The following is an 18,759-nucleotide window of genomic DNA, read 5'->3' as shown; positions in this document are numbered from 1 at the left end:
AAGATGAAAAATAACATTTATGTATCAAATTGGCAAGGCCCCATTTGACGGTGACTACACAGCAAGTATACTTTTCTGGTAGGTTTGCGGAGGCAATGATGCTGCGCTTATTGATCCTGACCCTGTTCATCATGACGTATTCGTTCCCGGCAGTTGCCGGTAAAGGGGTTGTGCGGAGCATCGACATAAATGGGCCCATAAATCCCGTCACCGCTGATTATCTGAAACGCAACCTGCGTGAGGCTGCACGCAGCAACGAGATGCTTCTGCTTGTGGAGATGGATACCCCCGGAGGACTGGACAGTGCCATGCGCGACAGTGTCAAGGATGTCATGGCCAGTCCGGTGCCGGTTGTCGTCTATGTTGCTCCGAGCGGAGCCCGTGCCGCATCGGCTGGCGCCGTCATTGCACTTGCTGCCGATATCTGCGCCATGGCGCCTGGAACCAACATCGGCGCCGCCCATCCCGTCAGTATCGGCGAGAAGCCGGACAAGGTAATGCAGGAAAAGCTCGTGAACGACGCGGAAGCCTATGTTGAAGGTATCGCGCGAAAGCGGGGCAGGAATGAGGTGCTTGCGAAACAAATGGTGCGGGAAAGCCTTTCCCTGTCGGCAGAAAAGGCGTTGGAGGGCAAAGTAATCGATCTGATCGCCGCAGACCGGGGGGAGTTGTTGCGGAAGCTGGACGGCCGTAACGTTCTCAGGAACGGCAAGTCGGTCGCCTTGGATCTGACCGGTGCCGAAGTAAAAGAATACGAAATGGCGACGAGGGAAAAGATACTGAACGTCATCAGCAACCCCAATGTGGCCTACGTGCTGATGATGCTCGGATTTCTAGGGATCTTCTTCGAGCTTTCCAATCCCGGCGTCATACTCCCCGGGGTTATCGGCGGCATTTCCCTCATTCTCGCCTTTTTCGCTTTCCAGACCCTGCCGGTCAACTATGCCGGGGTACTCCTGATACTGCTGGCGATCGTTCTTTTCATTGCCGAGATTAAGATCGTTTCCCACGGAATGCTGACAGTCGGAGGGGTGATTTCCATGATCCTTGGATCGCTTTTATTGTTTGAATCGCCGGAACCATACCTGCGCGTGTCATGGAGCGTAATCATCGTGACGGTGCTGGCAACAACCGTATTTGCCGTCTGCGCCGTGACCCTTGCCGTCAAGGCCCACCGCAGAAAGCCCGTATCCGGCCGGGAAGGACTGATCGGCGAAACGGGGCGGGCGGAGACGGCGATTGACCCGGAAGGGAAGGTTTTCGTGCGGGGCGAATACTGGCAGGCCTTTAGCGATGAACAGATCGCGCCGAACGATAAAATAGAGGTCGTAGCGGTGGATGGAATGCGGGTCAAGGTGAAAAAGGCGTAGGGGCGGCCCTGGGTGGCCGCCCTTAAAAGAAGGACAACCACATAGGGTTGCCCCTACCGAATGAAATCATGGAGGTTCTCAATGTCCGACATCTTTAATTACGTGCCGTTTGTCTTTGTCCTCATCCTGCTGCTCATGTTTGCGGCGAGCGCCATCAGGATACTCCCGGAATACGAGCGCGGCGTGCTCTTCCGTCTCGGACGGTTTGTCGGTGTGCGGGGTCCCGGGCTCTTTTTCATCATTCCCGGCATCGATAGGCTCGTGCGGGTTTCTCTGCGTACCGTAGTTTTCGATGTGCCGCCGCAGGACGTCATAACCCATGACAATGTTACGGTCAAGGTGTCTGCGGTCGTCTATTTCCGGGTCATGGCCCCGGAGAAGGCGATCATCGAGGTGGAGAACTATCTCTATGCCACCAGTCAGCTTTCCCAGACCACCCTGCGTAGTGTACTGGGACAGGTGGAGCTGGATGAACTCTTGGCCAACCGGGAAAAGATCAACATGGAACTGCAGGAAATCCTCGATCGCCATACCGGCCCGTGGGGGGTAAAGATTGCCAACGTTGAGGTGAAGAACATCGACCTGCCCCAGGAGATGCTGCGTGCCATTGCCAAACAGGCCGAGGCTGAGCGGGAACGGCGCGCCAAAATCATCCATGCAGAAGGCGAATTGCAGGCCTCGGAGAAACTGGCGGGTGCGGCCCATGTCATGTCCGGCGAGCCCATGTCTCTGCAGCTCCGCTATCTGCAAACCCTGACCGAGATTGCAGCGGAGAAGAACTCCACCACCATTTTCCCCGTGCCGATCGACCTGATCAAGATGTTCCTGGAGAAAACGGAGAAACCATAATTCATGCTCATCGAGATGCATTCTCATACCGCGGAACATTCACCGTGCAGCAGCGTTTCCGCTGTTGAACTGGTCAGGCGGGTATTTGCCAAGGGGCTGCAAGGGATCGTCCTGACCGATCACCACCACCTCTGGGCTATGGAGGATCTGAATTCGCTGCGACGGGCCGCTGAGGTGCCGGACCACTTCCTTATCCTTTCCGGGCAGGAGCTGAGCAGTGCGGAAATCGGCGATGTCCTGGTTTTCGGGGCAACCCGGACATTACCGCGCGGCACCCCGCTTCTTGAAGTCCGCCGGCTTTATCCCGAGGCGGCGCTTGTCTGGGCCCATCCCTACCGGGGATCAAGAATCCCGTCGGAAGAGGAACTCCAGGACCCGCTTCTGGACGGCATCGAGATATTCAATTCCAACCACACGGTGAGGGGGAACACTCGGGGACTCCAGGACTGGCACCGCTACCGGTTCACTGCCATCGCCGGCACCGATACTCACGGAAAGAGCTATGCGGGGACGTATCCCACCTATTTCGATCATCCGATAAATAACATTGCGGAATTGGCTGAGGAAATCAGACGGGGGCGTTGCCGTCCTTTCCTCAAGGAGATTCCCCGCTCAGGCGCCAATAGCCGGGTGACGGAAGTCACCATCGGCACCAAAGGGATGGATGAGGAGCGGGAAAGAATTATCATCAAGACCCTTGAGAACCGGCAGAAATGGAATGCGGCGGAACGTGGCTATCATATTATGAAAACGGTGTTTAGCCACGGGTTTGACGGCGGCCTTTACCGGGTGCCGCGGCCAATCGACGAGGATGCCGCTTCCATGACCCTCATCGAGCAGGGGATGCGCGGCAAGTCGTTGTTCGACAAGCTGCTCACCGCATCCGTGGAGGACGGCGCGGAATATCTTCGCTTAACTGCCCGCTGGCTGGCTAAGCTGCACAATTGCCGACTTGTGATAACCCCAGCCGATGAGTTTCTGGAAAGGGAATCAAAAAGGCTCGGTAAATATATTGAACGGTTTGCGGACATTCGTCATTCCCAACTGCGCAAGGCCTCGGAAATTGCGGCAGTGGTGCGGGAGGCCGAGCAGCAACTGGTCAGGGACGCCCCGGCTCTTCTGGTGCAGGGGCATGGAGATTTCCATCCCAAAAATGTTTTCGTCGGCCAGGACAGACAGGAGAACCGGGCTACCCTCTATGTGGCGGCCATAGACTTCGAAAGTTCCCTTTTGCTTCCCCCCGCGTTTGATATCGGCTGCTTTCTGGCCCAGTTCCGCAACCAGTTCTTCAATCACGAAGAAATCCTGCGCAATTGCCCCGAATCCCTTTTTCTGAACGCGTATCTGGAGGCCGCTGATAGCGTCAGCGCAGACTTTGGCCGGCAGGTGGAACTGTTTCGGGCCAGGACGAACCTGAGCATTGCCGCCTATCTTATCAAGCTCGGCCTGGGTGACAGCGAAGACCTGTGGCGGCTGCTCGTAGAAGCGGAGAAGGCAGTCTGCAATCTCGGTCCGTGACATTTTTACTGGCGCAATCATTATCTCGCGTTATAATGAAAATCATTATGCAAACCAAGGTGGAAAGGTGATTCATAGCTTGTCTTAACATCAACCCGTGTCCGAAATTTATTTTTTTTCTGGAGGGAAGTTTTTATGCTGAACAAAAAAATGTATGCGGCATTAAATAAGCACATGAACGTGGAACTATATTCATCGTATCTTTATCTTTCCATGTCTTCCTATGCCAACTCCATCGGCCTGAAGGGAACTGCCAACTGGTTCATGGTGCAATACCAGGAGGAGATGGTTCATTTCATGAAGTTTTACAACTACATCAATAGTCAGGGGGAGCATGTGGAGCTTTCCGGAATCTCTGCTCCGCCGAGCGAATACAAGTCGTTGCTCGATATGTTCGAACAGACGTTGAAGCATGAGCAGTTTATTACCAGGTGTATAAACGACTTGATCGATCTGGCCCTCAATGAAAAGGACCATGCAACGCATATTTTCATGCAATGGTTTATTACCGAACAGATAGAGGAGGAGGACAACGATCGCGATATTATCGGCAAGCTGAAGCTGATTGGCGATAATGGCCAGGGTATTCTCATGCTCGACAACGAGCTGGCGACCCGCGTCTTTACACCGCCTGCGGCTACTGTTGCGTAACCGGTTCCAGCATCATGAAAGTGCGTTTCTGCGAACACAACAAGGGGAAATCAAAGGTCGTCAACCGACTGCGGGAAAATTTCCCCAGGCTTGACGTGAAGGTGACCGGCTGCATAAAGAAGTGCGGCCCCTGCCACAAGACCCCTTTTGCAGCGGTTGACGGCAAGACGGTTTGCGGCATAGACGCGGACGACCTTTATAAAAAGATAGTAAAGGTTCTCAGTGGTTAGGGCAAATCCCGGTAGTGTCCGTTAAAAAATTGAACTGACTCACCAAGCCATAAAAACCAGCACATTGCACCCTCCCCCAACCCCTCCCATCAAGGGAGGGGAGCTTATAAGTCCTCTCGCCCCTTGTGGACCCAAACATCGGGCCTAAAGGAGAGGGCTAGGGTGAGGGGGGGCGTGCGGATGCAAAAACCATATACGGACATTGCTGGGTAAATCCCGGAAATTTCCTTCTAACAAAAAAAGCCCGCATCAGCGGGCTTTTTTAAATTGATTTCTATGTGGTCTCTTTACCTATAATTTTTCGATCTTGGCCTTGCCTTTCAGCTCAACCAGGCATTCGCCTATGGCCTTCTGAATCTTCAGATTCTTCAGGTAGTTCTCGATCTTTTCCTTAACCTCGTCGAACTTGATGGTTCCGCCTTCTTTCTTCTCGGTGAGTTTGATGATGTGGTAGCCGAACTGGGTTTCCACCACGTCACTGACCTCGCCGGGCTTGAGGGCAAAGGCTGCCTTTTCAAAAGGGGCAACCATCTGCCCTTTACTGAAGAAACCCAGATCTCCCCCCTGCTTGCTGCTCGGGCAGGTTGATTCGGATTTTGCCAGGGTTGCAAAATCTTCACCGGCTTTGATCTTTTTCAGCAAAGCCTCGGCCTTTTCCTTGGCTTTTTTCTTTTCTTCGGCGGTGGCGCTAGCCTCAACGCCGCACAAGATATGGCTGGCCTTTACGCTCGGCTCCTGCTTGAATTTGTCGGGATTATCATCGTAGAATTTTTTCGCGTCGGCCTCTGTAACCTTGGTTTTTTCGGCAATATTTTTTTCAATAAAGTTGCTGATGACTACGTCCTTGCGGGTGAACTCTTTCAGGTCTTTTTCCGTCATTTCCACGGATTTGAGGGCTTTTTCGAATTCATCTGCTGAAGGAAACTTTGCCTTGTTTTGGCTGACCTTTTCTTCGACCTGCTTCTCCAGATCCCTTATCTCGGTTTTCTGGCCAGCCTGGTAGAGGAGCTCTGCGGATATAAGCTGGTCGAGGGCGGCTTCCTCAGCTTGTTTCAATGATTCGGGGGGCAGCGGCTGTGGAAGTCTGTTTTGGGAAACCAGTACTTTCACCGCACGATCCAGGTCCAAACGGGTGATGATCGTGTCGTTTACTTTGGCGACGGGATCGGTAGGGGCACTTTTCTTTTCCGTCGTTTGAGCACTCTTTTGCTCTGTTTGTGGCGCCTTCTGCTCATCACCGAAGGCGGACCAGGTCTGGATGGTAATAAGGACAAGGGCTGCAAGCGAGTAGGAAAATATCTTCTTTGCCGAAATCATCAAAATCTCCTTTTGAAAAATTTTTGTAAATAATAGCATTAAATTATTGAATGGTAAACCTACATATGTTGTTTTGTTGGCAATTATTCATAATATAACGGATGTTTACTGTTGACTTTGTTTTTTTATTCTGGTTTTATTGTCATTCTGATACAGTATCTAACTATTCAAAATAACTAAACAATTTTAGTAGTGTTAAATTTTACTATCAGTGTATATGTTTTATTTTACATAAAAAACAGTTTGTGGAGGCTTTGATGGCACAACGGAAATTCAGAAAGATTATGGCGGCAAACCGTGGCGAGATTGCGATTCGCATTTTTCGCGCTTGTACCGAACTGGGCATAGGCACGGTGGCCATTTATTCCGAGGAAGATAAGCTGTCGCTGCATCGTTACAAAGCGGATGAGGCGTACCTGATCGGTAAGGGAAAGAGCCCGATCGATGCATATCTGGGCATAGACGAGATCATTGCCCTGGCCCTGAAAAGGGATGTGGACGCCATTCACCCCGGATACGGCTTCCTTTCGGAGAATGCCGAATTTGCCGAGAAGTGCGAGGCGGCCGGCATTGCCTTTATCGGTCCGACTGCGGAAATGCAGCGACGGCTTGGGGATAAGGTTGCTGCCCGTAAAGTGGCGGTAGCTGCCGGAGTTCCCGTGGTTCCCGGCACTGAGGACCCTATTGAGCACGAGGAAGAGGCCCTTATCTTTGCCAAGAACTACGGCTATCCGATCATCATCAAGGCGGCAGCCGGCGGCGGCGGCCGTGGGATGCGGGTTGCCAACAACCGCAAGGAGCTGGTCGAGGGGATTGCCAGTGCCCGCAGCGAAGCGAAGGCTGCCTTCGGTAATGCGGCGGTCTTTCTTGAACGCTACCTGGAGAACCCGAAGCATATCGAGGTGCAGGTGCTGGGAGACAGCTTCGGGAACCTGGTTCACTTTTTCGAGCGCGATTGTTCCATCCAGCGCCGCCACCAGAAGGTGGTGGAGTTTGCCCCATCGCTCTGCATCACCCCGGAGATGCGCGAAGAGCTGTGTGCCGCAGCGCTCAAGATTGCCGGTCAGGTTGGCTACCGCAATGCCGGTACCGTGGAATTTCTCCTTGATCAGGAGGGGAATTTCTATTTCATCGAGATGAACCCGCGTATCCAGGTTGAACATACGGTAACCGAAATGATTACCGGCCGCAACCTGGTGCAGGATCAGATACTGGTTGCGGAAGGGAAACCGCTTTCTGATCCCGAAATCAACATCCCGAACCAGGACGCCATCAAGATGTGGGGCCATGCCATCCAGTGCCGTATTACTACCGAAGACCCGGCAAACAACTTCGCCCCGGATTTCGGCATCCTCAAGGCATATCGCTCATCGGCCGGATTCGGCGTGCGGCTCGATGCCGGCAATGCCTTTACCGGTGCGCAGATCACCCCTCACTATGACTCACTCCTGGTTAAGGTGAGTTCCTGGGGCCTGACCTTCGAGGAGGCGTCGCGCATCATGCACCGCTCCCTCCAGGAATTTCGTATCCGCGGCGTGAAGACCAATATTGCCTTCCTGGAAAACGTCATCACCCATCCGGTCTTTCTCAACGGCAAATGCGACACGTCGTTCATCGACAAGCATCCTGAGCTCTTGAAGTTTGAGGAGAAAAAGGACCGGGCCACCAAGGTCCTCAATTTCATCGGCGATGTAATCGTCAACGGTTCGCCCGGGGTTGACAAGCCTCTCAAATCTTCCGATCTGCTTGACGCCAAAGTGCCGGACATCGATTACATGAAACCGCGGCCAGCTGGAACCCGCGACATTTTCATGGAAAAGGGCGCGGACGGCCTTTCCAAATGGATACTTGAACAAAAAAAGCTCCTCGTCACTGACACCACCATGCGCGACGCCCACCAGTCGCTGCTCGCTACCCGGGTCAGGAGCTATGACCTGCTGAAGATTGCCGAACCGACCTCCTATCTTGCTTCCGATCTCTTTTCCCTGGAGATGTGGGGCGGGGCCACATTTGACGTCTCCATGCGCTTTCTCAAGGAATGCCCCTGGCAGAGGCTGCACAAACTGTCCGAGGCGATCCCCAATGTCCTTTTCCAGATGCTTCTCCGGGGTTCCAATGCTGTCGGCTACACCAACTACTCGGATAACGTGGTCGAGCGATTTGTGGAGGAAGCGGCCCAGTCAGGCATCGATATCTTCCGCGTTTTCGACTCCCTCAACTGGACCAGGGGGATGCGGGTGGCGATGGACGCCGTGCGCAAACAGGGGAAGATCTGCGAAGCCTCCATCTGTTACACCGGGGATATTACCGATCCCAAGCGCGACAAGTATCCGCTGGAGTACTACGTAAACATGGCGAAGGAGCTGGAGTCAATGGGTGCCCACATCCTTGCCATCAAGGACATGGCCGGCCTCCTCAAGCCTTTTGCCGCTTCGAAGCTGATAAAGGCTTTGAAGGCTGAGATCGGCATCCCGATTCACCTTCACACCCACGATACTTCCAGCAACGGCGGCGCAATGCTTCTGATGGCCTGCCAGGCGGGAGTGGATATCGTCGATGCTGCGCTTTCGTCCATCTCGGGCCTTACTTCCCAGCCAAACCTCAATGCCCTGGTAGCTGCCCTGAAGGGTAGCGAATGGGATACCGGTCTTAACGAGGAGAGCCTGCAGAAGCTGGCCAACTATTGGGAGACGGTGCGCGACTACTACACGCCCTTTGAGTCGGGGCTTAAGAGCGGCACGGCCGAAGTTTACCACCACGAGATTCCCGGCGGCCAGTACTCCAACTATAAGCCGCAGGTGGCCGGTCTCGGCCTGTTGGACCGCTGGGAAGAGTGCAAGGAGATGTATCACAGGGTCAACCTGCTCTTTGGCGATATCGTCAAGGTGACGCCGTCTTCCAAGGTGGTGGGGGACATGGCCATGTTCCTGGTGAAGAACAACATGGATGTGGACGATGTGTACGTCAAAGGGGACGATCTTAGCTTCCCCGAGTCGGTAACGGGGATGTTCAAGGGGATGATCGGCCAGCCCTATCAGGGCTTTCCCCGTGAATTGCAGCGCATCATTCTCAAGGGAGAGGAGCCGATCAGCTGCCGTCCGGGAGAACTGCTCGAGCCGGTGGATTTCGACGAAGAACGGCTCAAGGTCGAGGCTAAAGTCGGGCATCCGGTTGATGATAAGGGGCTTATCTCTTACATCCTCTATCCGCACGTCTTTCCTGAATTCGACCGGCACCGCCAGGAGTATTCGGATACCTCGGTCATTCCGACACCAATTTTCTTTTACGGACTTGAACCGGGCCAGGAGACATCCATTGAGATTCAACCGGGCAAGACACTCATTATCAAACTCAACGCCATTGGCCGCGTTCACCCTGACGGCACCCGCCATATTTACTTCGAACTGAATGGCGATGCCCGCCAGGTAACGGTGCGCGACCAGTCGGCAGTATCCGGCGAGGCTGTGCGGGAAAAGGCCGACAAGGGCAATCCGCAGCATATCGGCGCCCCCATGCCGGGCAAGGTATTGAAGGTGAACGTCAAGGCCGGCGATGAAGTGTGTGCCGGCGATGTGCTGATGGTTACCGAGGCAATGAAGATGGAGACCAACATCAAGGTCAAAGAAGATGGCAAGATCGCTGAAGTCAAGTTCAAGGAAGGGGACAAGGTCGAGAAGGATGACCTGTTGCTGGTTCTGGGGTAAAAAAAGAGGGGCGGCTTGAAGCCGCCCCTCTTTTTTTACCTATGGATGTCAGACCGCTCTTCTCAGGAATCTTTGCCTTCCACCAGCATGACTTTTTCAGAGGCCCTGAAAGGTTCTTTATCGTTATAGCGGAGCAGCAGGGCATTGGTCAGCGAGTTGGGGAAGGTACTCTTGCATGTGTTGAAGTCATGACTGGCAGAATTGTAGTTGGTTATCGCTTCGTTGATGTGGCTTTCCACGACTTCAAGCCTTTTCTGGATGGTAATGTAACTGTAGTCGTTTATTAGCTCAGGGTAGTTACCGGTGATGACCTGAAGACGTGCCAGCGTCTTGGTAAGTTCTGCCTGAACGTCGCGGAATCTATTTAGTTTTTGCGATGTATCGGGAGGGGTTATGGGGCAGCCGGCACTGATAGCGTCGTGTGTGGCTGTTTCAACATCATGCAGGACCTTACTCTCATTGACCGCGTGTTTCCGCACTATGTCCAGATAATTCCCAACCAGTTCAAGGCGTTGCCGGCATGCGAAACCCAGATCGTTCCAAGCCTTCGATGTCGTCACTTCTTTACTCTTCAGCGTGTTGTAACCGCATCCGAAAAGGAGCGGCAGGGTGAACAGCCCCAGTAACATGAAAATCGTTCTTCGCAATACCGTCTCCTTTCTTGTCTCTCGAAACATGCTGTTGCAGCTTGTCTCTGGTTGGCCCTTAAACAAACTTAGTTTACAATATTCTAATCTGCACGTTCCGTTCCACACCCTCTGCGTTATCGCCGGAATATCTGTGATAGCGGCGGATTACAGGTGGGGGCGCCCCGGCAACAGCACACAACTGAAAAATGCGGCACCCATGTCTCCATGGTCCAACCGCGGATTTTTGGTTTGTCGTAATTTGCGATGGAAAGTCAGCCCATGTCCTGTAAATGACGGATTGGTTCCGTTATTGCGCTGAATGCGCTTTAATGTGGAAAGTGTTATGTGGTGGGGTGCCGGTTAGGCGCTTACGACTTGAGTCGTTACAATATGTGAGCAAAATGTTAAAAGCAAGGCATGACTCACGCAACGACGCGACGACGCAACGTTTTAAAACCTTGAACCAATAATTTGTTTAAAAGCCTTTTTGCGTCGTCGCGTGAAATATAATATTTGGGTTCCGATTATGCCGGTTTCGGGGGGATCATAGTCCGAGCTCTGACTTTATTTTCTCCAGATATTCGCGGATAGCGCTGCTGCTCTCCATCTGCAGTGCATGTTCGGCGATCCTTCGCGCCTCAGCCATGTCCACGCATCGTATTGCCTGTTTGATGAGAGGTATGTATGGGGCCGACAGACTAAAATCCGTTATCCCCATGCCGAGCAGGAGCACAGCGGTAACCGGGTCTGCGGCCATCTCTCCGCAGAGCGAAACCTGCTTATGCGCCTTTTTTGCCGCATCAGCCACTTGTTTGATGGAGTGCAGCACGGCCGGGTGATAGGGGTCGTAGTATTTTTTCACCTTCGGGTTGTTGCGGTCCGCCGCCATGGTGTACTGAATCAGGTCGTTGGTGCCGATGCTGAAAAAGTCCACTTCCTTGATGAGAATGTCGGCGATCTGGACGGCGGCCGGTATCTCCACCATGATCCCGAGTCGGATGTCGGTATCGAACGGTTTCTCATCCTGCACCAGTTCGTTCTGAACTTCTTTCAAGATCCTCTTGATTGTCCTGATCTCATCGACACTCGAAATCATCGGGAACATGATGGTGGCCTTGCCGTAGGTCGAGGCCATGAGTATTCCGGCGAGCTGCTCGCGAAAGATGCCTTCCTCTTCCAGGGAGACCCTGATGGAGCGCCACCCCATGAACGGGTTGTCCTCCTTGGGGTAGGCGAAGTAGGAAAGTCCTTTGTCCCCGCCGATGTCCAGGGTGCGGATGGCGACCGTGTGACCATGGAAGCCTTCGAGTATTTTCCGGTAAAGTGTGTACTGTTCAACCCTGTTGGGAAAGGATTTGCGGGCCATGTACGGGAATTCCGTGCGGTAGAGACCGACCCCTTCGGCGCCATTGGCCAGTGCAACCTTGACATCGTTTAAAAGACCGATGTTTGCCCGCAGCGAGACCCTGACGCCGTCTTTGGTTTCAGCCGGCAGGTCGCGCAGCCCATCGAGTTCGCGCTGTTTGAGGCTGAAATCCCGCTGTAGTCTTTCGTACTCGACCTTTATGCTGTTGTCCGGATTTATGTAGATGTGCCCGGAAGTGCCGTCAACTATCACCTCGTTGCGGAGGGCGATGTGCTTCATTAAACCATCCACGCCGAGCACCGCCGGAATACCGAGGGATTTGGCCATGATGGCGGCATGGGAATTCACGTTACCTTTCTCCGTGACAATGCCGAGGATTTTTTCATGGTCCATGGTTGCCATGTCCGAGGGAAGGATGTCGTCGGCAACAATTATCCGTTTTTCCCTGAACTTCGCCTGAGTGCGGCTGTTGCCGTTGAGGGCATCGATGATGCGCCGGCCGATGTCTTCCATGTCCGCGGAACGTTCCCGCAGGTACGGGTCTTCCATCTTGGAGAAGGCCTGCACGTAGTAGCCGACCACTTCCTTCACGGCCCGGCTTGCACCGTAATCACTGTCTATGAGGTCCACAATCTTGGCAACGAAACCGCGGTCTTCCATAATCATGAGGTGGCTGTGGAAGATTGCGGCGTCCTCTTTGGAGAGTATCTCAGCCACACGTTTTTCCATGTAGAGTGTCTGGATCTTCGCCTTTTCCAGGGCGATCTGAAACCGCTTGCGTTCTTCCGGGCGCGGTCTGATCCGTTCCAGCTCGATGCAGTCCTTTGTGTTGCGGTTCAGGATATAGATCTTTCCCCAGGAAAAACCGGGTGATACCGCCGTCCCGGTCAACGAGAACGGCTGTTTGGCGCTCTTCTTTGCCGGTCCGGCAGTTACGCCCTCCATGACGCCGCCGGCCTTCATTTTTTCGAGTTCCAGTGCAAAAAAGGCGCGCTCTTCCTCCTTCTGATGAACGGAGTCGAGTAGCTTGGCGTTGATGACGATGCTGCTGATCTGGTAGGCGATGGTGGAGATGGTGCTTATCTCCGCCGGGGTGAAGACCCTCGATTCGCGGGTTTGAACGACTATTACGCCGACGGGCGTTTTGCGCTCGAACAGGGGGACGCCCAGAAAGGACTGGAATTTTTCTTCCTTGGTTTCGCGGAAGTATTTATAGCGTGGATGGAGCGGGGCATTGTCGGTCGCCACTATTCCCCGCTGCTCCACAGCCAGGCCGGTGAGGCCTTCCGAGGTCTTCATGGTGATCTTTCCTACCGACCCCTTGGAAAGACCCTTGCTGGCCTTGAGCCGGAGGGTTTCGCCGTCGTCTTCCAAAAGGTAGATGGAGCAAACGTCGGAACCCATTCGCTTTGCCACAAGGTTGACTATATTATCCAGCGTCTCCTGTAAATCGTGGGAGTGGAGAATCAAACCGCTGATGTCTTCCAGCGTGCGGAGTCCCAGTGTTTCACGGCTGTCTTCGCCCATTATCAGTACCTTTGCTTAAAAATTTCTCCAATTATAAAGCAGGTAGTGGAAAAGGGAAGCATTAAATCCAATTTCAAATCAAGGATGAAATCAAGGCGCCGAAGACGAGCCAACGAAGATAGCACCTTGATTGGAATTGGTATGACTTAAATATTTCGATGGGCACGGGTATTTATGGCAATCACTCCCCGTTTTTGCTATAGTTCGCCTTAACACGAAATCGAATAAAAGCGGAGGGAGAGTGATGACGACAAATTTCGACGAGCGCCTGGCAGAGGGGATTTCGTTGCTGGAAACCGGAGAATACGGGAAAGCAGCCACAGAGTTCAGCGCCTGCATAGAGATCGAACCTGATAACCCGGAAGGGTATTTTTGCCTTGGCGAAGCGTTGGCCGAGTCGGGAAAACAGGATGAGGCGATAAAAACCATCACTGCCGGGTTGGAACTCGCACCCGATGATGTTGAGGCGCTTACCGCCTTGGGAGACTTGTATTTTGAGGGCGGACGGCACAAGGATGCCATTGCCTGCTATAAAAAGGTAACCGATTTGAGACCGAAAGAGGCGGACGGTTATGTCAGCATCGGACTCGTTTATAACAGTCTGGAGCGGGTTGATGACGCACAGAAGGCGTTCAACAGCGCCCTGGAGGTTGATCCGCACAATGTGTTCGCCCTTAATGCACTTGGCGATCTCTACTACGGCCTCGGCAAGAACGACGAAGCCGTTGCCGCTTACAGGAAAGGGATTGAGATCGACCCTGACGACGCCACGGCTTACTTCAACCTGGGTGACCTCTATTACGATCTCGGCGACCTCGACGCTGCCGAGAAGGAAACACTGGAGGCGATCCGCCTCGACCCGAATTTCACCATGTCCTACCTGACCCTCGGCAATGTCTGTATCGACCAGGAGCGCCTGACAGATGCCGTCAAGTATTTCGAGCTCTACCTGAAGAAAGAGAAATCGCCCCAGGCTGCGGAGATGATTGCAGAGGTCAAAGCCGTTGTGGAAGGTTTGAAGGAAGAAATGAGAAAATTGTAAGGCGGTTGATGGTTGATGGTTGATGGTTGATGGTTGACGAAGGGGGCTTTTGCCCCCTTTTTTTGTGCAAAAGGCTATAAATGCAAAACCTGCTGCTTTAATTGTGAAGTAGTTGATTCCTGATATAGTTTACTCAATGGTCGCCGGTTTCTGGTAATTCTGAGACGTATCAAGGTGGCAGCACCATGAACAATCGAGAAACTAGAGAACGCATATCCGGGCTCAAGCGGGTATCGGCCAGGATCGTAATGTTTTATGCAATCCTCGGCGGCTTGTGGATACTCTTCTCCGACCGGCTCCTCGCTGCGCTCGTTACCGATCCTGCCCTGCTCATCCGGCTGCAGACCGTCAAAGGATGGCTCTATGTCCTCGTCACTGCTCTTTTTCTTTATTGGTTGATAAACCGGGGGCAGGCAGAGATCGAGCGAGTCGCCATGGTGCGATGTGAGAGCGAGACGAGGTTCCAGTCGCTCTTCCATGCCGTCCCCGTCTCGATCTGGGAAGCGGACCTGTCCGGGGTCAAGGCGAGCCTGGATAGTTTGCAGGTCCAACAGGTAAAGGATTACGGACAATACTTCGCCAAACGACCGGATTACCTGCGGCAGATTTTGCAAGGCTTGAAAATCCTCGACGTCAATGCGACGACCCTTGAAATCTTCGCGGCGCAGAGCTCGGCGGAACTCCTTGGAGCCCTGGGCAGGGTGTTCACCCCTGAGTCGCTGCCGGCTTTCCGCGATGCGCTGAAAGCCATCGCCGAGGGACGACGGCGTTTTGATGCTGAAGTTCCTGTTCTCACTCTGCGCGGAGAGTGCAAAACCCTCCTGATCAGCCTGACCATTCCCTCCGACAGCGCAAAGTTCGTTAATGTGCCCATCTGCGTCATGGATGTTACCGCTCGCCGACGCACGGAGGAGATGCTGCGGCTCCTGGAATCGGCAGTACGGCAGACCAGGGAATCGATCACAATCACGACCGCCGACCTCGATCTGCCGGGTCCGACAATCGTCTTTGTCAACCCGGCTTTCACTGCCATGACCGGCTACGCGGCAGAAGAAGTCATCGGCAAGACCCCCCGCATCCTCCATGGACCCAAAACGGAGCGCAAGGTGCAGGAGCAGATGAAGCATCGCCTCTGGCAAAGGCAGACATTTCGGTGCGAGACGATCAACTACCGGAAGGACGGCACCGAGTTTATCAATGAATGGAACGTTGCCCCCATTATCGACAAAAATCATCAAGTCACCCACTTTGTCGCCGTGCAGCGGGACGTGACCGAGCGCAGGCAGGCGGAAGAGGAAATCAAGCAGCTTAATGAAGATCTGCGGCGCCGGACGGAAGAGCTGGAAGCTGTCAACGCCAGGTTCAGGGAACTGGGTTGCCGGTCCTGATCATTTTTTTTCGGATTGATTATTCAAGCGGCACGATCAGAAATAAAAGTGCGGAGCCATCAACCATGCCAAAGACGATCCAGCAGAGCATCACCTTGCCGGCACCTGCAGCGCGGCTCTACGACATGTATCTCAATCCGGAGATCCATGCAGCCATTACCGGCGCCTCGGTAACCATCAGCCCCGCGCCGGGCTCGGCGTTTCTGGCGTTTAACGGGATGATTTTCGGGACGATGTTGTACACTGTGCCGCACCGACTCATTGCCCAGACCTGGCGGGCCGATCACTGGATCTCGGATGACATCGACTCCATCCTGGTGATGTCGTTCTGGCCGGGAGGCGATTCGGGACGGATCGAGCTCGTCCATGTCAACGTGGCGGATCACGATGTGCAGGGGGTAAGCGAGGGATGGGAGAAGTATTACTGGCAGCCATGGAGAGAGTACCTGGAGAGGGGCGGGCCCCAAGGGAAAGAATGAATCGATGCCGGGAATTTTTAAGGATATCTGTAAAACCTTGGTACTCCATGCCGTGGCTGCCCATTTCAATAACGGCCTGCTTCCCGCCGCTCTGTTGTTCCTGCTTCTGGCCCTTAACAGTGGTGATCCGTATTTTGAGCGTACCGTTTTGCACTTGATAATCATTGCCACGTGCATGGTGCCGGTCTCCTTTTTCTCCGGCGTGCATGACTGGCGCACAAAGTTTAACGGTGGCCGCGCGCCCGTTTTTTACAGAAAGATGTGGCTTTCGGCCATCCTATTCTTGCTGGTGGGGAGCGCTGCATGCATACGCCTTATCCATCCCGGCCTGTTCTTTGATGGGGGCGTTTTCAAATGGATCTACATGGGATGTCTGTTCAGCGCCCTGCCGGTAGTGGTTATGTTGGGGCATTATGGGGGGAAGTTGGCTTATCAATGGAAGAACTTGAAATGACTTCAACGCAGCAACTATCCCCGTAGCATCAGTCTCTCCGTTGACAGCCGGACGCGGTCGGCTAAACTCTTCTACAGAGCCTCCACCCTTACTTCCCATACCGGCGGTAGCCATGCCCGAGGACATTATCAGCACTTATGCGGTGAAGCGCCTGCACATCCTTGATGAAAGCGGCATAGTGGATGATGCGCTCATGCCTGCAGTGACGGAGAGCGACATCCGGCGGATGTATGAGCTGATGGTGCTGGCACGGACTTTCGATGAGCGGGCGCTGGCTTTGCAGCGGGAGGGGCGGCTCGGCACCTACCCCCCCATCATGGGGCAGGAGGCGGCCCAGGTTGGGAGCGCCTTTGCCCTGCACCCCACCGACTGGGTGATCCCGTCTTTTCGGGAGATGGCGGTCCATTTCACTCTCGGCTATCCTATCCACCTGATGCTCCAGTACTGGGGCGGCGATGAACGGGGCCAGCGGACCCCCGACAACCTCAACATCCTTCCCATCTGCGTCTCCGTCGGCACCCATATCCCACATGCCGTCGGGGTGGCCATGGCGGCCAAGTACCGGCGCGACCCGGTGGCCGTGGTCGCCTACTTCGGCGACGGTGCAACTTCCAAGGGGGAGTTCCACGAAGGGTTCAACATGGCAGGCTTGTTCAGGCTTCCGGTTGTCTTCATCTGCCAGAACAACCAGTGGGCCATCTCCATCCCGGTCCAGGGTCAGACCGCGTCTGCAACCCTGGCGCAGAAGGCCTTTGCCTATGGTTTCGAGGGGGTGCAGGTGGACGGCAACGACGTATTTGCCGTCTATCGGGCCGCCAGTGAGGCGCTGGACAAGGCGCGGAGCGGCGGCGGGCCGACCTTCATCGAGTGCCTCACCTACCGGATGGCCGATCATACCACCTCCGACGACGCCTCACGCTACCGTTCCCCAGAGGAGGTGGCGTCCTGGCGCGGCAAAGACCCGATCCTGCGGCTGGAGCGATTCATGGCGAGCCGGGGGCTTATGTCTGATGAATACGCCAGGGACGTGAAGCAGCGGGCGGCAGATACCATCGATGAGGCGGTGCGTGCGGAGGAGGCTGCTCCGCCGCCGACAGCCGCGGACATGTTCGACCACGCCTGCGCGACACTCGGCCAGCGGCAGGCTGCGCAACGGAAGGAACTCTGACATGCCGCTACTCAACATGGTACAGGCCATAAACCTCGCCCTGAACGAGGAGATGGAGCGGGACGACCGGGTCGTTCTCCTCGGCGAGGACGTGGGGCGCGACGGCGGGGTGTTCCGCATCACCGAAGGGCTTTTGGAGCGGTTCGGATCGGAGCGGCTGATCGACACCCCCCTGTCCGAGTCGGCCATTGTCGGGGCGGCCATCGGCATGGCGGTCTACGGCCTGCGCCCCATTGCAGAGATCCAGTTCATGGGGTTTCTCTACGCCGCCTTTGACCAGCTCTTCACCCATGCTGCGCGGCTCAGGAGCCGCAGCCGGTCCCGCTACACCTGTCCGCTCGTGGTGCGGACTCCGTATGGAGGCGGCATCAAGGCGCCGGAAATGCATGAGGAGAGCACGGAGGCATTCTTCTGCCACATGCCGGGAGTCAAGGTGGTGGTGCCGTCCGGGCCGTATACCGCCAAGGGGCTTCTGACCGCTGCCATTCGCGACCCGGACCCGGTCCTCTTTCTGGAGCCGACGCGGCTCTACCGTTTGATCAGGGAAGAGGTTCCGGCAGGTGACTACATTGTACCGCTCGGCAGGGCGCAGGTGGTCAGGGAAGGGGATGACGTCACCCTCATCGCCTGGGGGAGTATGCTGGAGTGGGTGCTGAAAGCGGTGGGAGAGTATAGCGCCGAGGTGATCGACCTCCTGACCCTCAATCCCTTCGATGCCGAGACTGTGCTGGCATCGGTGCGGAAGACCGGCCGGGTGGTCATTGTCCATGAGGCGGTGAAGAGCTGCGGTTTCGGTGCCGAGATCGCCGCCACCATTGCCGAAGAGGCGATCCTCCACCTGCGCGGGCCGATCCTGCGGGTTACGGCCCCCGATGTGACGGTGCCGCTGGCAAAGCTCCTCGATCACTACCTGCCGTCAGCGGAGCGGATCCGGGCGGCGCTGGACGAGGTGCTGCAATATTAGCCACAGAGGACACAGCGATTGACGAGAAAAACAATAAAGAAAAACCTTTGAACCGCAAAGACGCAAAGGACGCGAAGTAAGGTAAAAATCGATAACATTTTTG

General features: G+C 54.7%; 15 protein-coding genes. 12 read left to right on the top strand and 3 right to left on the bottom strand.

What is annotated here, in order from left to right; all coding sequences use genetic code 11:
• Nucleotides 1–98 precede the first annotated feature (98 nt).
• From GURA_RS14825 to GURA_RS14805, 5 genes are all read left to right on the top strand, one after another.
• Nucleotides 99–1,370, top strand: a complete 1,272-nt coding sequence (locus GURA_RS14825; RefSeq protein ID WP_011939755.1) for an NfeD family protein — start codon at nt 99–101, stop codon at nt 1,368–1,370.
• An 81-nt stretch (nt 1,371–1,451) separates the two neighbouring features.
• Complete coding sequence (locus tag GURA_RS14820) at nt 1,452–2,219, top strand: slipin family protein (protein WP_011939754.1); 768 nt, start codon at nt 1,452–1,454, stop codon at nt 2,217–2,219.
• A gap of 3 nt (nt 2,220–2,222) precedes the next feature.
• Nucleotides 2,223–3,737, top strand: coding sequence for a phosphotransferase (locus GURA_RS14815; protein ID WP_011939753.1), 1,515 nt, complete (start codon nt 2,223–2,225; stop codon nt 3,735–3,737).
• A 135-nt stretch (nt 3,738–3,872) separates the two neighbouring features.
• Entirely contained in the window at nt 3,873–4,388 is a 516-nt protein-coding gene (locus GURA_RS14810; protein WP_011939752.1) for a ferritin, read from the top strand.
• A 14-nt stretch (nt 4,389–4,402) separates the two neighbouring features.
• Nucleotides 4,403–4,618 (top strand): DUF1450 domain-containing protein, encoded by a 216-nt coding sequence (locus GURA_RS14805; RefSeq protein ID WP_011939751.1) that lies wholly within the window; start codon nt 4,403–4,405, stop codon nt 4,616–4,618.
• A gap of 291 nt (nt 4,619–4,909) precedes the next feature.
• On the opposite strand, the gene GURA_RS14800 is transcribed toward GURA_RS14805, so the two are convergent.
• On the bottom strand, nt 4,910–5,935 hold the full coding sequence (locus GURA_RS14800; RefSeq protein ID WP_011939750.1) for a peptidylprolyl isomerase: 1,026 nt from the start codon (nt 5,933–5,935) through the stop codon (nt 4,910–4,912).
• A gap of 257 nt (nt 5,936–6,192) precedes the next feature.
• Between GURA_RS14800 and GURA_RS14795 the strand changes: the two genes are divergently transcribed.
• Nucleotides 6,193–9,639: a pyruvate carboxylase gene (locus GURA_RS14795; RefSeq protein ID WP_011939749.1), complete on the top strand. Its 3,447-nt coding sequence runs from the start codon at nt 6,193–6,195 to the stop codon at nt 9,637–9,639.
• Between the two features lie 62 nt (nt 9,640–9,701).
• Here GURA_RS14795 and GURA_RS14790 read toward each other — a convergent pair whose 3' ends face one another.
• Nucleotides 9,702–10,286: a LemA family protein gene (locus tag GURA_RS14790; RefSeq protein ID WP_011939748.1), complete on the bottom strand. Its 585-nt coding sequence runs from the start codon at nt 10,284–10,286 to the stop codon at nt 9,702–9,704.
• 526 nt (nt 10,287–10,812) lie between these two features.
• Complete coding sequence (ptsP, locus tag GURA_RS14785; protein WP_011939747.1) at nt 10,813–13,161, bottom strand: phosphoenolpyruvate--protein phosphotransferase; 2,349 nt, start codon at nt 13,159–13,161, stop codon at nt 10,813–10,815.
• A gap of 244 nt (nt 13,162–13,405) precedes the next feature.
• Here ptsP and GURA_RS14780 point away from each other — a divergent pair, with 244 nt between their 5' ends.
• The 6 genes from GURA_RS14780 to GURA_RS14755 all read left to right on the top strand — a co-directional run bounded on the left by GURA_RS14780 (nt 13,406) and on the right by GURA_RS14755 (nt 18,656).
• The gene (locus GURA_RS14780; RefSeq protein WP_011939746.1) at nt 13,406–14,203 is read left to right on the top strand and encodes a tetratricopeptide repeat protein; all 798 of its coding nucleotides are present in this window, start codon (nt 13,406–13,408) and stop codon (nt 14,201–14,203) included.
• Between the two features lie 185 nt (nt 14,204–14,388).
• Complete coding sequence (locus GURA_RS22955; RefSeq protein ID WP_011939745.1) at nt 14,389–15,591, top strand: PAS domain S-box protein; 1,203 nt, start codon at nt 14,389–14,391, stop codon at nt 15,589–15,591.
• 65 nt (nt 15,592–15,656) lie between these two features.
• Nucleotides 15,657–16,070, top strand: coding sequence for an SRPBCC domain-containing protein (locus GURA_RS14770; protein ID WP_011939744.1), 414 nt, complete (start codon nt 15,657–15,659; stop codon nt 16,068–16,070).
• A 4-nt stretch (nt 16,071–16,074) separates the two neighbouring features.
• The gene (locus GURA_RS14765) at nt 16,075–16,524 is read left to right on the top strand and encodes a hypothetical protein (protein ID WP_011939743.1); all 450 of its coding nucleotides are present in this window, start codon (nt 16,075–16,077) and stop codon (nt 16,522–16,524) included.
• Between the two features lie 112 nt (nt 16,525–16,636).
• A complete protein-coding gene (pdhA, locus tag GURA_RS14760; protein ID WP_011939742.1) occupies nt 16,637–17,692 on the top strand; it encodes a pyruvate dehydrogenase (acetyl-transferring) E1 component subunit alpha in 1,056 nt (351 codons plus the stop codon).
• A 1-nt stretch (nt 17,693) separates the two neighbouring features.
• Nucleotides 17,694–18,656, top strand: a complete 963-nt coding sequence (locus tag GURA_RS14755) for an alpha-ketoacid dehydrogenase subunit beta (RefSeq protein WP_011939741.1) — start codon at nt 17,694–17,696, stop codon at nt 18,654–18,656.
• The last annotated feature ends 103 nt before the right edge of the window (nt 18,657–18,759 follow it).

This window comes from Geotalea uraniireducens Rf4, assembly GCF_000016745.1.
GTDB classification, from domain to species: domain Bacteria; phylum Desulfobacterota; class Desulfuromonadia; order Geobacterales; family Geobacteraceae; genus Geotalea; species Geotalea uraniireducens.
This window is presented reverse-complemented; position numbering and strand designations above follow the sequence as displayed.